Annotated in this window: 9 protein-coding genes and 1 pseudogene; 6 read left to right on the top strand and 4 right to left on the bottom strand. The window is 42.9% G+C overall.

Annotated elements, in window-relative coordinates; genetic code table 11:
• Positions 1-5 precede the first annotated feature (5 nt).
• The 5 genes from U9670_RS07590 (at position 6) to U9670_RS07610 (ending at position 7,391) form a co-directional block, all read left to right on the top strand.
• Positions 6-3,224 (top strand): restriction endonuclease, encoded by a 3,219-nt coding sequence (locus U9670_RS07590; protein WP_323842089.1) that lies wholly within the window; start codon positions 6-8, stop codon positions 3,222-3,224.
• Positions 3,225-3,350: 126 nt separating this feature from the next.
• Positions 3,351-4,937: a catalase gene (locus U9670_RS07595; RefSeq protein WP_323842116.1), complete on the top strand. Its 1,587-nt coding sequence runs from the start codon at positions 3,351-3,353 to the stop codon at positions 4,935-4,937.
• Positions 4,938-5,036: 99 nt separating this feature from the next.
• Positions 5,037-5,453: a surface-adhesin E family protein gene (locus U9670_RS07600; protein WP_323842088.1), complete on the top strand. Its 417-nt coding sequence runs from the start codon at positions 5,037-5,039 to the stop codon at positions 5,451-5,453.
• A 261-nt stretch (positions 5,454-5,714) separates the two neighbouring features.
• A complete protein-coding gene (gene yaaA / locus U9670_RS07605) occupies positions 5,715-6,500 on the top strand; it encodes a peroxide stress protein YaaA (protein ID WP_323842087.1) in 786 nt (261 codons plus the stop codon).
• Positions 6,501-6,572: 72 nt separating this feature from the next.
• On the top strand, positions 6,573-7,391 hold the full coding sequence (locus tag U9670_RS07610; protein ID WP_323842086.1) for a putative RNA methyltransferase: 819 nt from the start codon (positions 6,573-6,575) through the stop codon (positions 7,389-7,391).
• Between the two features lie 189 nt (positions 7,392-7,580).
• Here the strand turns inward: U9670_RS07610 and U9670_RS07615 are convergent, their stop codons facing one another.
• From U9670_RS07615 to U9670_RS07630, 4 genes and pseudogenes are all read right to left on the bottom strand, one after another.
• Complete coding sequence (locus U9670_RS07615) at positions 7,581-8,687, bottom strand: cytochrome-c peroxidase (RefSeq protein WP_323842085.1); 1,107 nt, start codon at positions 8,685-8,687, stop codon at positions 7,581-7,583.
• A 265-nt stretch (positions 8,688-8,952) separates the two neighbouring features.
• Complete coding sequence (topA, locus tag U9670_RS07620; RefSeq protein ID WP_323842084.1) at positions 8,953-11,586, bottom strand: type I DNA topoisomerase; 2,634 nt, start codon at positions 11,584-11,586, stop codon at positions 8,953-8,955.
• Positions 11,587-11,738: 152 nt separating this feature from the next.
• Positions 11,739-12,269: a hypothetical protein gene (locus U9670_RS07625; protein WP_323842083.1), complete on the bottom strand. Its 531-nt coding sequence runs from the start codon at positions 12,267-12,269 to the stop codon at positions 11,739-11,741.
• 6 nt (positions 12,270-12,275) lie between these two features.
• Positions 12,276-14,933, bottom strand: a pseudogene (locus U9670_RS07630) (DNA translocase FtsK); the annotation flags it as partial.
• 325 nt (positions 14,934-15,258) lie between these two features.
• On the opposite strand from U9670_RS07630, the gene trxB reads away from it, so the two are divergent.
• Entirely contained in the window at positions 15,259-16,197 is a 939-nt protein-coding gene (trxB, locus tag U9670_RS07635) for a thioredoxin-disulfide reductase (protein ID WP_323842081.1), read from the top strand.
• Positions 16,198-16,304 lie beyond the last annotated feature (107 nt).

Genomic DNA, 16,304 nt, shown 5'->3' on the forward strand with positions numbered 1-16,304 from the left:
CGTTGATGAAAATTGTATTTAAGCCACTTAATTATCAATTACAAGCGGTCAAAGCGGTGGTGGATGTTTTTGCAGGACAAGAACAGCTTATAGGCACAACCCGCTATACCCTAGACCGTGGCACAGCACCGACACCGCCAAAGCAAGGTTCGCTTTATTCTGATGATGATTGGGACGATGTGGGACTTGCCAATGCCCCTTTGTTTGATACCAATGAAATCCTAAAAAATATCCAAAGGGTGCAAATTCATCAAGGCTTGATAAAATCAGACACGCTTATCACAAGCGACAGCAGTCAAGGCAAAAATCTGACAACCAGTCCACTCAATCTAAATATAGAAATGGAGACAGGCACAGGCAAGACTTATACTTATTTACGCACGATGTTTGAACTTCATCAAAAATACGGCTGGTCAAAGTTTATCATCGTTGTGCCAAGCATTGCCATTCGTGAAGGGGTCAATAAAAGTATCCAAATGATGGCGGATGATTTTTTGGCAGAATATGGCAAAAGACCCAAGGCGTTTATTTACCATTCCAAATCCTTGCACCATTTGGAGAGTTTTAGCTCGGACGGCGGTATCAATATTATGATTATCAATGTTCAAGCCTTTAATAGCACAAGCAAAGACAACAGACGCATTTATGAGATACTTGATGATTTTAATTCACGCCGTCCGATTGATGTGATTAGTAAGAACCGCCCCATTTTGATACTGGACGAACCGCAAAAAATGGGGGCGGACAAGACTTTGCAAAGTTTGGCAAATTTTAATCCGCTCTTTATTTTGCGTTATTCTGCTACGCACAAAAAAGACTACAATTTGGTGTATCGCTTGGACGCATTGGACGCTTACAACCAAAAATTGGTCAAAAAAATCACCGTCAAAAGCATTGAGGCACAAGGGTTTTCAGGCACAAGCGGTTATGTGTATTTGCAAGAAGTCATCGTGTCGGCACAAGCGCCCATTGCTCGTTTGGAGTTTGAAATCAAATCCAAAAAAGGCACTTTTCGCCGTGAAATCCGCCAAGTCAAAAAAGGCGATGATTTGTATGTAGTGTCAGGCGAGTCCGAGCAATACAAAGACCGCTATGTGGTGAGCAATATCACCCATCAAAGCATAGAGTTTGCCAATGGCATTCGCCTTGGCGTTGGACAAGGCAATCTTGATGACACCGATTTACGCCGTATCCAAATCCGTGAGACGGTGCGGTCGCATTTACAAACCGAACAAAGGCTGTTTTATAAAGGCATTAAGGTGCTAAGTTTGTTTTTTATTGATGAAGTTGCCAGATACCGCCAATACGACACCGATGGCAAGGCAGTCAATGGCAACTATGCCCAAATGTTTGTGGACGCCTATCAGGCGGAAGTGGCAAACTATTTGGATTTGAACTTAGAAAACGACCCTTACCAAAACTACCTAAAATCCATTGATGTGAATGACACGCACAACGGCTATTTTAGTGTGGACAAAAACCGCCATTTGGTCAATCCAACCACCAAAAATGTCAAAGATGAAGAACTGGGCAAAAGTGTGGCGGTGGCGGACGATGTGAACGCTTATGACTTGATTTTAAAGGACAAAGAATCATTGCTTGCCTTTTCTGAGCCACACGATGATGAAATGACCAAAAAACGCAAAAATGTGCGGTTCATCTTTTCGCATTCTGCGTTGCGTGAAGGTTGGGACAATCCCAATGTTTTTGTGATTTGTACACTCAAACATTCTGACAACATCATCTCACGCCGTCAAGAAGTGGGGCGTGGACTTCGCCTAGCGGTGGACAAATTTGGCACACGAATGGACAGTGGCTATTTGCCATTGGGTGAAGTGCAGGTTTTGAATAATTTGACCGTGATTACCAATGAAAGCTATGCCAATTTTGTGGGCGGACTACAACAAGAACTCAAAGACAGTCTAAAAAGTCGCCCAAATCGTGCCAATCCACAGTATTTTACAGGCAAAGTATTATTAAGCGATTTGGGTGGGCAAATGGTGGTCAATAGCGATACCGCCAATCAGATTTATAAATATTTACTCAAAAATGAGTATCTTGACGATGACGACAATTTGCTTGCCAAATTCCAAGATGATAAGGACAATGGCAACTTACCAACACTGCCTGAAGACTTAAAACCCTTTACCCACAGCATTATCAATCTCATTGACAGCGTGGTAAATACCAAGTTGCTGGCAGGGATGATTGATAATGGCAATAAACCCAAAAACCGCCTAAACCCAACCAATATAGCACGCAAAGAATTTCAAGCCCTATGGCGACGCATCAACCAAAAAGCCATTTTTCAAATCAATCTAGACAGTCAAATCTTGATTGAGGCAAGCATCAAAGCGGTGGACAACACAAGCCGTGATAAGGGCGGTAAATTTGTGCCGTCTTTGACTTATACCATCAAAACCGCCGAGCAAAAAGACCAGCTTGATTATGATACGCTAAATGCAGGCGAAGGCTTTGAAAAAGCCAATACACACTACAAACGCTACGCCATCAATGTGCATACGCCCATTACTTATGACCTTGTCGGACAAGTTGCCAAATCAACCAAACTAACACGCCGTACGGTGGTGGCTATTTTAAAAGGCATCAACAAAGCGGTGTTTGCCCAATTTACACACAATCCAGAGACTTTTATTGGCGAGATAAGCCGTATTATCAATGAAGAAAAAGCCAGATTGATTGTGCAAAAAATCAGCTATGAACTAACCGCCCAAAGTTATAACAGCAACGAGATTTTTGTGGACAATGTGCCACTGCCTGACAATGCCACGCCTGCCACACGCCATATTTATGATTTTGTGCCGACCGATTCTAAGATTGAACAACATTTTGTCAAAGCCCTAGAAGAGGCGGTGGACGATGTGGTGGTCTATGCCAAATTGCCCAAAAACTTTGAAATACCCACCCCTTTTGGCGGTTATAATCCTGATTGGGCGATTGCTTTTAATCAAGACAAAGCAGGGCAAAAAATTCGCAATGTCTATTTTGTTGCCGAGACCAAAGGCGGTATGAGCCAAAGCGATTTAAGAGACAGTGAAAAACACAAAATACAAAGTGCCAAATTGTTTTTTGAAAAACTTGGGCAAGCCCAGTCACAAGACGACACGCTACTCACCCAAGACAAACAATCAGGTGTGGATAGTGTGCCGATTAGCTATCAGGTGGTGGATAGTTTTGAGCGGTTGATACAGATTGTGCAATAGCGTGTAAGCACAAACCCTTACAAAACCCAACAATCTTAGCACCCAAATAATGTTATAATCAATTTTTAACCCTAGCCATCGCCAAGGATTTTTATGACAGACAAAAAAGCTATGAAAGACAACAAAATGACAGACAACAAAACCAACACGATTGACCCCCAAACGCTTGAACCACAAGACGCCCACAAAGCCGTTTGCCCTGTTACCCACCTGACACGCCAAAACGGTGCGCCTGTGGTCTCAAATCAAAACAGTATGACCGCAGGGGCAAGAGGTCCTATCCTACTGCAAGATTTGTGGCTTAACGAAAAACTTGCCGACTTTGCTCGTGAAGTCATTCCAGAACGGCGTATGCACGCCAAAGGCTCTGGGGCGTTTGGTACTTTTACAGTAACCCACGACATCACAAAATACACCCGTGCCAAAATTTTTAGCCAAATTGGCAAAAAAACCCAAATGTTTGCACGCTTCTCAACGGTGGCAGGCGAGCGTGGGGCGGCGGATGCCGAGCGAGACATTCGTGGCTTTGCCCTAAAATTTTATACCGAAGAGGGCAACTGGGATATGGTGGGCAACAACACACCTGTGTTTTTCTTGCGTGACCCCCTAAAATTCCCTGACCTAAACAAAGCGGTCAAAAGAGACCCACGCACCAATATGCGTAGTGCCACCAACAACTGGGATTTTTGGACGCTACTGCCAGAGGCTTTGCACCAAGTAACCATCGTGATGAGCGACCGTGGCATTCCCAAATCCTACCGCCATATGCACGGATTTGGTAGCCATACTTACAGCTTTATCAATGACAAAAACGAACGCTTTTGGGTCAAATTCCACTTTCGCACAAAGCAAGGCATCCAAAATTTGACGGATAGCGAAGCAGAGGCGGTAATTGCCAAAGACCGTGAAAGCCACCAAAAAGATTTGTACGAAGCCATTGAACAAGGCGATTTTCCCAAATGGACGATGTTTATCCAAGTTATGCCAGAAGAAGAGGCTAACAGTGTGGATTTTCATCCCTTTGACTTGACCAAAGTGTGGTCAAAAAAACAATTTCCTTTGATTGAAGTGGGCGAGTTTGAGTTAAATAAAAATCCTGACAACTACTTTTTGGATGTGGAGCAAGCCGCCTTTGCCCCAAGCAATCTGGTGCCAGGTATTAGCGTATCGCCTGATAGAATGTTGCAAGCACGCCTTGTCAATTATGCCGATGCCGAACGCTATCGTTTGGGCGTAAACCGCCATCAAATTCCTGTGAATGCCCCCCGTTGCCCTGTGCATACCAACCACCGAGACGGTCAAGGGCGAGTGGATAGCAATTATGGTAGCCGTCCGCATTATGAGCCAAACAGCTTTAATCAATGGCAAGAACAGCCACAATTTGCCGAGCCACCCTTAAAAATTGACGGACACGCTGCGATTTTTGATTTTCGTGAAGATGACAATGATTATTTTAGCCAGCCACGCGCGTTGTTTAATCTGATGAACGACACGCAAAAGCAAGCCTTGTTTGACAATACCGCAGCGGCGATGGGCGATGCCTTAGATTTTATCAAATACCGCCATATCCGCAATTGCCACTTTTGCGACAAAGCTTATGGCGAGGGCGTTGCCAAAGCACTCGGCATGAGTGTGGATGAGGCGATACAAGCCTATAACAGCGACCCTGCCAAACACTTGGCGAGCTGTCTAAATCCCAAAGATTTTGCGTAAAATTAAAAAATATGTTGCGTAAAATTAAAAAAACCACTCTTTATGGGTGGTTTTTTATGGTTCAACAAATTAAAATAGATAAAATTTAAAGGAGGCTTTATGAAAAAATATCTTATCATTGCGTTCATGCTTGCCACACCTGCTTTTGCTAGTGATTGGGTGCAGACAGGCGAAACCAAAGATTTTAAAGATTATTTAGACAAAGACAGCGTGCGTGTCGAGTCTTTTACAGGCGGTGGGCGGTATGTCAGTGCGTGGGTACGATTCGATTTTAAAACCGCTCAAAAAGAAGCAGGTGGCAAAACCTATTGGCAAATCAAATCTCTTTACCATTTTGACTGCACCCATCAAAAACGGGATTTTAGTAGCGCGGTGCTTTATGACAAGCAAGGCAACAGCGTATGGAGCGAAACCTATCCCATTAGCTTTTATAGTTCGCAAAATTGGGATGATGTAATCCCAGATTCGGCAGGCGAAGTCAATTTTAAGATGGTGTGCCAGATTGGTGGGCTGTGAGAGCGATCCTATCCGCCACTTGCCAAGCTGTTTAAATCCTAAGGATTTTAAATAAAAGTATTAGCAATTTTTTATAGATGTTTATAGTGATAAAAACCGCCTTTTTTTGGGGGCGGTTTTTTTTGGAACACGCAAAAACCTCACAACCCATAAGCCAGCCTGCAAATGCACAAAACATAAGAATTGGTAATTTTAACTTTGTATTTTGACAAATTTTACCTATAATAAAGTAAGTTAGTTTGAATAATTTGGAAAATTGTCATGTATTTTTTATTATCTCCTGCCAAGAATCTAGACGAAAAAACACCCATTCCAGTCAGTCTTAATCGTCAATACAGCCAGCCTGCTCTTATTGAACACGCCATCGAGCTGATGAAAACTCTAAAAACCAAAGATGTGCTAGATTTGCAAGAGCTCATGCATATTTCTGCCAAAATTGCCGAACTTAATGTCGCACGCAATCAAATTTGGGCGTATCCTTTTGATGATAATGCCAAACCTGCCGCTTATTTATTTGATGGCGATGTCTATACAGGGCTTGATGCCTATTCACTCAATGAGACACAAATCTTGTATCTAAACAAGCATTTGGGCATTTTGTCAGGACTGTATGGATTGCTCAAACCACTGGATTTAATGCTCCCTTATCGTCTTGAAATGGGCACAAAATTCAAAACGCCTCACGCTGATGATCTATATCAATATTGGGGTGATACAATCACCAACCTGATTAACGAACGCATTGTAAATAGCGGTTCTGATGTTTTAGTCAATTTGGCGTCTAACGAATATTACGGTGCGGTTAAGCCCAATAAAATCAACGCCAGCATCATCACACCAAAATTCCTTGACCAAAAGAATGGTCAATACAAAATCATCAGTTTTTATGCTAAAAAAGCTCGTGGCATGATGGTAAACTTTGCCACCAAAAATGCCATCACCGACCCTGAGCAATTAAAAAACTTTGATGTTGATGGCTATTATTTTGACGAACTGGCAAGCACAGACAAAGACTGGGTATTTAAAAGAGATGAGATAAAAGCATAAATGTGTGATTGGCATAGCCAAAAACCATCTTTTACGATAAAATAGGACGATTTTTTACTAAGCCATCAAACAATGCTCACCTGCCCAATCTGCCAAACCGTTCTAGATTTACAAGGCAAAACTTATACTTGTCAAAACCGCCACAGCTACGACATCAGCAAGGACGGCTATGTCAATTTACATATCGTTCAGCACAAAAATAGCCATCATGCAGGCGACACACCAGAATCGGTACAGGCTCGCAGACGCTTTTTATCAGGTGGGCATTATCAGCCACTGCGTGATGAAATTGCAAGTATCATCAACAAGCTGTCGCCCAAGACGATACTTGACATCGGTTGTGGTGAAGGCTATTACACAAGCATCTTGGCAGATGATGGCAGACAAGTGATTGGCTTAGATATTGCCAAAACTGCCATCATTACCGCCTCAAAAACTTATAAAAATCAAGATATTCACGGCGGTATTACTTGGGTAGTTGGCACAGGAGTGGTACTGCCTGTGGCTGATGGCGATATAGATATTTGCACGAGTTTTTTTAGTCCTTTACCAAAAGCTGAAATGCTCAGAGCTTTAAAAACTGGTGGCCATCTACTCATCGCCACGCCCGCTCAGCAGCACCTTTATGCCATGCGTGAACAGTTATTTGGTGTGGTCAAGCCACACGACCCCACCAAGTTCATCACTCAACTGTCACCAGAGTTTACACTCATTGACGAATGGTGTATTGATGCCCCACTGATGCTTGATGGTCAAAGTTTGGCTGATTTGATTGACATGACCCCTTACACCTACAAGGCCAAACTTGACCGCAAAACAGCCCTAAAAATGCAAAGTGATTTTAAAGTAACAGCGTCTTTTTGTATTTATTTATTTAAAAAAACCAATTAAAATCTACACCAGCTTAAAGACAGATCAGATAAGTAGACAACCACACTCGGTCAGTTATTTTTAAAATGAAAAGCCATAAAATTTTGGGTCATTGCCATTAAAGTAGCAAGCACATTTTTACCTTTATGATTATTCTTAAAATAAAAAACAAGGCAATCACAGACTGCCTTGTTTTTTTTATTCATCTGATTATTTACCAAATGGATTAGGTAATGGCGTGTTCGGATTTGATGGTGGTAAGTGTGGGTATTGCAGTTTTGGCTGGTCGCCTGTTAAGGTTTTTAAAAATGCCACAATATCAGCCGTCTCTGCCTCAGTAAAATCTTTATTCAGCTGAATTTTACCCATGATTTTCACCGCTTCTTCTAGTGAATTTACTTGACCGTCATGGAAGTACGGATAGGTCAGCTCAATATTACGAAGCGTTGGTACTTTAAAGAGCATTTTATCCTCTGGTTTGCCAGTTACCGCAAACCGACCTTCAGATAAATTTTTGGTGGTATATTGCTCAAATACACCAAACTTTTGGAATGAACCGCCACCTAGCAATTCACCATTATGGCATGCCACACAGCCTGATTGCTTAAATGTTTTATAACCACGCAATTCTTGTTCATTAATTGCCTTATCATCGCCAGCAAGCCACTTATCAAAACGGCTGTTTGGCGTAACCAGCGTATCCTCAAAACTTGCTAATGCACGAGTTACCTGTTCAATAGTGATGGCATCTTGATAATCACTAAATGCCTTTTTAAATTCATCTTGGTACGCAGGAATACTATTTAATACTTTAACCACATGGTCATGAGTAGATGCCATTTCAAGTGGATTTTCAATTGGCCCGCCCGCCTGCTCTTTTAAGGTATTAGCACGACCATCCCAAAACTGAGCAATAGCAAGACCGCTATTTAACACAGTAGGAGAGTTAATTGGACCCTCTGCCCACTTATGCCCAATAGAAGTTGGCATATTATCCGTACCACCCATCGCAAGATTGTGGCACGAATTACACGACAAACCGCCAGACTTAGATAAGCGGGTATCAAACCACAGTTTTTGACCAAGTGCAACCGCCTTCGGGTTGTCAATATTGGGTAAAGCAATCGGTTTAATCGGCTCATCTGGGCGAGTACTGACCAGCGACTCTTGACTTGCTTGTTGCTCGTCTTGGGCGACTGGCTTGGTGGCAGACTCTGGACGAGCAAACTGTGTCAAAGCAAGCAATCCAACAAACACAACAGCCAATATCGCAATCAAAGTAGAAAACATCATTACTGATAAGCCAAAACGCTTCATGGCAAACTCCAAAATTGATTAGTAACAACTAGAATAGATATGTAACAAAATAAACACATAATATTATTATGGTTTTAATATAAATCCATACTCTTAAAATGTATATTAGATAAAATCAATACTCTAAATCAAAATAATTTATAACCAAGTGTTATGGTTGTAATTCACCAAAATTTATGTGGATTTAGCCATACAAAAAAAGCCTGCTCATCGGCAGGCTTTTTTATTCAAAATCAATCATTAAAAATTGCTTAAAATACTGGCATTACGCCTCTATCCATTTACCATCTCGCCACACCAAGGCAAAGCGTGTTGCCTTGCCATCTTTTTCTGAGCCAATATATTGTTCGGCATTCTTACGAGACCAGCGAAGAATGGTTGGATTGCCTTTATCATCAGCATCTGGCGCATCAAACAAATAGGCAAACTTTGGTTCCAGCTCATCTTTAATCGGACGAAGCTCACTAAGTTTTGGTGGGCGAGTCTCACGAACTTTGGGAAATTTGCTGGCCGCCAAAAATAAACCTGCAGCTCCTTCACGAAGTACATAATGATCATCAAATTTCTGTGAGCGTAGATTTGGCATACTGATCGCAGTCATGCGTGGTGGTGCAACTTCACCATTTTTTAGCACCTTTCTGGTATTATCACAGTCATTACAGGCAAAATAAGCACCAAAGCGACCTGTTTTTAAAGTCATCTGCCCATCACATTTATCACAAGAAATGGCAGGCACATCTTTGGTATTTTCTGTTGCCGCCAGCTCAAAAACACCTCGTTCAAGCATATAGCCATCACAGTCAGGATTATTGCCACAGATGTGTAATTTTAAGCCACCATCAACGATACAAGCCTCCATTGCTGAGTTGCATTTTGGACAACGCTTTTTCTCCATCAAGGCATTCACCTCTGCCGAATCATCATCAACATCAAAAATAAGGGCCGATGCTGATACGAGGTTTTTTGTACCTTTACAGCGTTCTTTTGGTGGTAGATTATAGCCTGTGCAACCTAAAAACACACCAGTTGAACCTGTACGAATTTGCATGGGGCGATGACACAAATCACAGTGAATGTCTGGCACATTGGTTGGGTCATTAGGACGCATGCCGTCTTTACCTTTGGCGGTGTCAAGTTTATTCTTAAAATCGCCATAAAAATTATCCAACACTCGCTTCCAATCTTGATGACCCTCAGCGACTTCGTCCAACTTATCTTCAAGACCTGCTGTAAATGCATAATCCATCAAATCAGGAAAACTTTCTATCAGTCGTTCGGTTACGATATCACCCATTTTTTCAGCATACAGGCGTTTATTTTCCAGTCGGACATAGCCTCGCTCTTGAATGGTAGAAATGATGGAAGCATAGGTTGATGGCCTGCCAATACCACGACTTTCAAGCTCTTTAACAAGACTTGCCTCAGAATATCTGGCAGGCGGCTTGGTAAAATGCTGGCTAGGCTCAATGCTAATGAGTGGTAATTTTTCACCTACTTGTACATTTGGCAATAGCACATCATCACTTTTGGTGGGGGATTGAACCTTAGTATAGCCATCAAAGACCAGTTTACGCCCCTTGGCTCTGAGCTCTACACCATTGGCATCTACAATAAGACTGACCGAACGATAACGGGCAGGCACCATCTGACACGCCACAAACTGTCGCCAAATCAATTCATAAAGCCGCTGTGCATCTCGCTCCATTGCTGTCAGCTGGCCAGATTTGATGGCAACGCTGGATGGGCGAATCGCCTCATGAGCCTCTTGGGCATTTTGCTTATTACCATAATGATTAGGCTTTTCTGGCAGATATTCTTGACCAAACGCCTTGCCAATGTAATCACGCACCGCTGTTAAAGCATCTTGACTTAAAAAAGTTGAGTCGGTACGCATATAAGTAATAAAACCTGCTTCATACAAACGCTGGGCAAGAATCATGGTTTTTTTGACCGAAAACCCCAAGCGAGTACTCGCAGCTTGCTGTAAAGTTGATGTGATAAAAGGTGCGGACGCTTTAGATTGAGTAGGCTTTTCATCAATGCTAGACACAACAAAATCAGCATTACTTAAAATACGAACGATCGCATCAGCATCGGCTTGGTTGCCAAGTTCTAGGTTTTTTCCTTGAAATTTGGTTGCCTCTAGGCGTATCGTATCACCAATCACTTGGTTATTGGTATGAATTTCCCAATATTCCACAGGCACAAAGGCACGAATCTCTCGTTCACGCTCTACCACCAGACGAGTTGCCACTGACTGCACTCGCCCTGCTGACAGCCCACGAGCCACTTTCGCCCATAATAATGGCGACACCATAAAGCCCACCACACGATCAAGAAATCTTCGTGCTTGCTGAGCATTCACTCGGTCAATATTTAGCTTACTTGGATTTTTAAAGGCATTTTGCACGGCGGTTTTGGTAATTTCATTAAACACCACTCGGCTATATTTATCATCATTGCCACCAATCACCTCTTTTAGGTGCCATGCAATCGCTTCACCCTCTCTGTCCAAGTCCGTTGCCAGGTAGATGGTGTCTGCCTCTTTTGCCAACGCTTTCAACTCTCGAATCACTTTGGTTTTGTTTGGCAAAACCTCATACACCGCATCCCAATCATGCTCAGGGTCTACGCCCATACGACGCACAAGTGCACGCTGTGCCTTTTGCTCACGAGACAGCCCTGTTTCATCGCTTTTTTCTTTGGCTCTATCCTTACCAGACACAGGCAAATCACGCACATGACCGACACTAGAACGCACAATAAAGCCATCGCCTAAGTATTTATTAATCGTCTTGGCTTTGGCAGGTGATTCTACAATAACCAGTGATTTACCCTCAGTAGGCGATTTAGGTTTGGCAGCTTTACTGATTTTTTTGGTGGTTGCTTTCACAGCCATGAAGTTACCTTTTTATATTGGTTTTTATTGGATTGTCCACTAAAATGGACAAAATTGACCAGTCAAAATACTATTTTATAAAATAGCACACAATCGCCCATCATGACAAGATGGCAATCATGATTGATGATAATTATTAACAGCCAACCGCATCATTTGCGTGCATTGACAAAATCACCCAATACGTTGAGTGCCTGACACAGCTTTTGCAAATCCATTTTGGCAGTATTTATATCTAATTGATGCATACCTTGTGATGACTGATAATGAGCATCTGCCCAATACAATGCTACGCTGTTGGCTTTAAATTGCAATCCCACCGCATGATCTGTGATGGTCTTTGGCATATTCTCAATCAATGTGGCAAGTTCATCATCAGCCCCCTGCCACACACCATCAACACGAACAAAACGCACCATCGGCAATCGCCAATCATCACGCACCATGGCGTACATTGCCACAAAATCAGTCTTAGCGGTATGATGATTTTGTTTTTGAGGCTTGGCAGGTAGCCAGTTTGGGCGAGTGATAAGCTTAGGATTAATGCCAAACTGACGAGCCAACAGGCGAAAATCTGCCGTCCTCACCTCATAAGCTTTGGGTTTTAGGGCAAAAATATTACCCAATAAAAAACCCAAAATGCCCAATGCCACAATGATGGGCAAATAACCATGTAAATCCATATCAACCTACATCAAAATCTGACGCTTGCCACTGTGATCTGCTGCACTGACCACCCCTCGCTCTTCCATCACATCAACAATGCGTGCAGCACGATTATAGCCAATACTAAATTTACGCTGTAAGGCAGAAATAGAGACCTTACGAGTCTCCAAAATGTGCGATACCGCCAAATCAAAATACTCATCATCACCGCCTGCACCGCCATCGCCAGAGCCCTCTCCTTCAAAGGTATAGCTTTCGCTTAAATCGATATAATCAGGCACGCCCCTTTCACGCCAAGCATCCGTTACACGATTTACCTCATCATCTTTAACATACGCCCCATGCACACGCTCAGTCTCAATCGCCCCTGGTGCCAAAAACATCATATCACCATGTCCAAGCATATTCTCCGCCCCAGATTCTTCGATGATGATGCGACTGTCGGTTGCAGAGTTCACACGCAAAGCAACACGAGAAGGAATGTTGGACTTGATAAGACCAGTAACCACATTTGCCACAGGTCTTTGGGTTGCCAAGATTAGATGAATGCCTGCCGCACGAGATTTTTGGGCAAGTCGAACAATCGGCTCCTCGGCAGTTTTGCCAAGTTGCATGATCATGTCGGCAAATTCATCTGCCACAACGACAATTTTTGATAATGGTTTTAGCTTAGGCACACCATCACTCACATGATCAGAAGCATGCCACAATGGATCTAAAATTGGCTCACCAGCTTCATTTGCCTCGGCAATCTTCTGGTTAAAAGCGGCCAAATTGCGTACACGTAGCTTGCTCATAAGAAGATAACGGCGTTCCATCTCGGTAACGCACCAATTAAGTGCAGAGGTCGCTTCCGCCATATCAGTGATGACAGGGGTCAGCAGATGCGGAATATCGACATAATTAGCCAGTTCAAGCTGTTTTGGATCAATCAGCATCAGTTTGAGCTCGTCTGGCGTATATTTTAACAGCATAGACATCAAAAACGAATTCACCAGTACCGATTTGCCCGAACCTGTCGTACCTGCCACCAGCATATGTGGTGCTTTGGCAAGGTCAGCAATCACAGGTTTGCCATTAATATCTGCCCCAATAGCAATGCTGATGCCAGCATTTGGGTTTTTATAGTCATCAGTATCCAAAAGCTCAATCAGACCAACCTCTTGGCGATTACGGTTTGGCACCTCAATGCCAATATAGGATTTGCCTGCAATCACAGGAATCACCCGCAAAGAAGTCATACGCATGGAGCGTGCCAAATCCTGAGAAATCTTGCTGACCCGACTCGCCTTGATGCCTGCCGCCAAGTCCACCTCAAAGCGAGTAACCACAGGCCCCACCATCGCCGAAATCACACTGGCTTTGATGTTAAATTCTTGTAATTTGATTTCAAGCAATTCTGAGAGTTCTTGGAGTTGGCTTGGGGTATAAGTGATGAACTTTTTAGGTTTTGGGTCTAAGATATCAAGCGTAGGCACAGGACTTAGACTCATGCGATATTCCAATGTACTCATGGCGTGTGATTTTGGTCTCTCAACACCGCTTGGCATGGATTTTGGCATGATATTATGCACAGGTGTTTGCTCTACTTTTGTTGACTCCGCCATTTGAAAGTCATCAGGCTGAAAGGCATCAAACTGAGGGGCATTAGGCAACTCAAACGATCCAACATCGTTATTGACCGCCAAATCACCCAAATCCAACCCCTTTAAATCCACTTTTGTTTTTGGCAAGCTCATTTCTTGCAAGTTTGTTTCTTGCAAATCAGGCAAAATCACCTCATCAAAACCCACCTCATGAGAAACATCGCTGTCATTGATATCCGACAACACCACTGATTGCTCAATAGAATCATCAAAAGCGGTCGGTTCATCAGCCTGATGGGGTGCATTAGCATCCACAACGCTCATTTCGCCTACGACATCATTGGGCAAATTCTCATAGTTGGGCTGAGTATGCGTCTCATAGATTGGCATGCTACCTGTATGATCTTCTGCAAGCTTACTGTCCAATTCCGCCTGTTTTTTGGCGATCAACTCCTCACGCAAACCAGAATTTACCAAAAAGCTCTCCAGCGTGCCTTCGTGATTGTGTGGCTGATAATTAGGAACTATTGGGCTGTTTTGACTGATGATGAATTTATCATGATAACTACTTTCATCACTCATCATATCTTTTGTATCAACTTCATCAACCCCCGCCTTGCGGTAACGCTTTTGCCAAAATGCCAGCCAAGGAATGTCAAAAGTCAAAACCGCCACAACCAGCCCAACAACACCCAAAAATCCGATTGTAGCCATCACGCCTAACACCCCCACCAATGATGCCATCAGCTCATGCCCAAGCACGCCACCAAAGATGGTTGATTTATTCCCCCACCATGTACCAATTTGTGCACAAAGTGCACTTACGCACGCCAATAAGAACACATAAGCAAAGAATCGTAATAGCCAAAAAACAGAAGTACGCTCCCACCACAAATGCACCAACTCATACACAATCACCAGCAAGATAAACCACGCACCAAATCCAAAAAACACAAGCAAAATATCTGCTGTCCATGCCCCCAAACGACCGCCAATATTGGTAATGTCTTGATGAGCACCCACATAAGACCAAGCAGGGTCGGTAGGGTCATAAGAAAACAAAGAGACGAACAAAAATGCAAATAATGCTACAGCAACCACACTAAAAAACAAGCGTTTAATAGTAGGCAGCTGACCGAGCATTTGATTGACAAAATCGTGTTGTAGTAGTTTATTCATGGTATGATGCTTTATGGTAGGCGGTCAAAAATTCAAACTCTACATTATATAGGATAACGCTTTGATATACCAAAAGTTTTATCATGATTTTGCAAAAAATTTTTAATAGGCTGGATACTATTCTCTAAATTTACTTTTGTCAATCATGACGATTTGCCAGATTTGTCTTGCAATCTTTACTAATTTTCCCATATACTAGAAAAATTTATATAGATATTAGATTTAATCATTGGGATTTTTCATGACACATCACAAACTGATCATTTTGGGTTCTGGACCTGCTGGCTATTCAGCCGCCATTTATGCTGCTCGTGCCAACCTAAACCCTGTCATCATCACAGGCTTGACTGTGGGTGGGCAGTTGACCACCACCACTGAGATTGACAATTGGCCAGGTGGTCGCCACGGCCTAACGGGCACAGCACTTGTTGAAGAAATGAAAGAGCACGCCGAACGATTTGGCACACAGCTTATTTATGACCACATTCAAGATGTGGATTTACAAAATCGCCCATTCACACTCATGGGTGATAAACAAAGTTACACTTGTGATGCACTCATCATCGCCACAGGGGCAACCGCTCAATATCTAGGGCTTGAGAGCGAATCTAGATTCATGGGTCGTGGTGTGTCAGCTTGTGCAACTTGTGATGGATTTTTTTATAAAAATCAAAAAGTTGCGGTTATTGGTGGTGGTAATACTGCTGTTGAAGAGGCCTTGTACCTATCAAATATTGCAAGCCATGTAACGCTGGTGCATCGCCGTGATGCCCTGCGTGCTGAAAAAATCATGCAAGAACAATTATTTGAGAAAGTCAACAATGGCAATATTTCTATTGAATGGAACAGCACCATCAAAGAAGTTGTGGGTGATGAGATGGGCGTTACTGGGGTGGTCATTGAAAACACAGACGGCACAAGCAAAACACTTGATGTAACAGGAATGTTTGTTGCCATTGGACATACACCAAACACTGCCATGTTTGGTGGTAAAATCAACATGAAAGATGGCTATATCACAGTCAATAGCGGATTAAATGGCGATGCCACCGCCACCAGCGTACAAGGCGTGTTTGCCGCAGGCGATGTCGCCGACCACATCTATCGCCAAGCCATCACATCGGCAGGAACGGGCTGTATGGCAGCACTAGACGCTGAAAAGTATTTAGACGGTTTGTAATTTTTAAACCAATCAAAGGGCGATGAATTTTTCGTCCTTTTTGACTTGGCTCATTGGTCATTACCGCAATCATTCAATATTTTGATTTTGTCGATATCATCTGTTGT

The sequence above is a fragment of the Moraxella tarda genome (assembly GCF_035181405.1).
Classification (GTDB): domain Bacteria; phylum Pseudomonadota; class Gammaproteobacteria; order Pseudomonadales; family Moraxellaceae; genus Moraxella.

What these genes read in the sequence shown, in the direction of transcription:
- topA (WP_323842084.1), bottom strand. Translation starts at nt 11,586, where the DNA reads ATGGCTGTGAAAGCAACCACCAAAAAAATCAGTAAAGCTGCCAAACCT.
- trxB (WP_323842081.1), top strand. Translation starts at nt 15,259, where the DNA reads ATGACACATCACAAACTGATCATTTTGGGTTCTGGACCTGCTGGCTAT.
- U9670_RS07595 (WP_323842116.1), top strand. Translation starts at nt 3,351, where the DNA reads ATGACAGACAACAAAACCAACACGATTGACCCCCAAACGCTTGAACCA.
- U9670_RS07610 (WP_323842086.1), top strand. Translation starts at nt 6,573, where the DNA reads ATGCTCACCTGCCCAATCTGCCAAACCGTTCTAGATTTACAAGGCAAA.
- U9670_RS07615 (WP_323842085.1), bottom strand. Translation starts at nt 8,687, where the DNA reads ATGAAGCGTTTTGGCTTATCAGTAATGATGTTTTCTACTTTGATTGCG.
- U9670_RS07590 (WP_323842089.1), top strand. Translation starts at nt 6, where the DNA reads ATGAAAATTGTATTTAAGCCACTTAATTATCAATTACAAGCGGTCAAA.
- U9670_RS07600 (WP_323842088.1), top strand. Translation starts at nt 5,037, where the DNA reads ATGAAAAAATATCTTATCATTGCGTTCATGCTTGCCACACCTGCTTTT.
- yaaA (WP_323842087.1), top strand. Translation starts at nt 5,715, where the DNA reads ATGTATTTTTTATTATCTCCTGCCAAGAATCTAGACGAAAAAACACCC.
- U9670_RS07625 (WP_323842083.1), bottom strand. Translation starts at nt 12,269, where the DNA reads ATGGATTTACATGGTTATTTGCCCATCATTGTGGCATTGGGCATTTTG.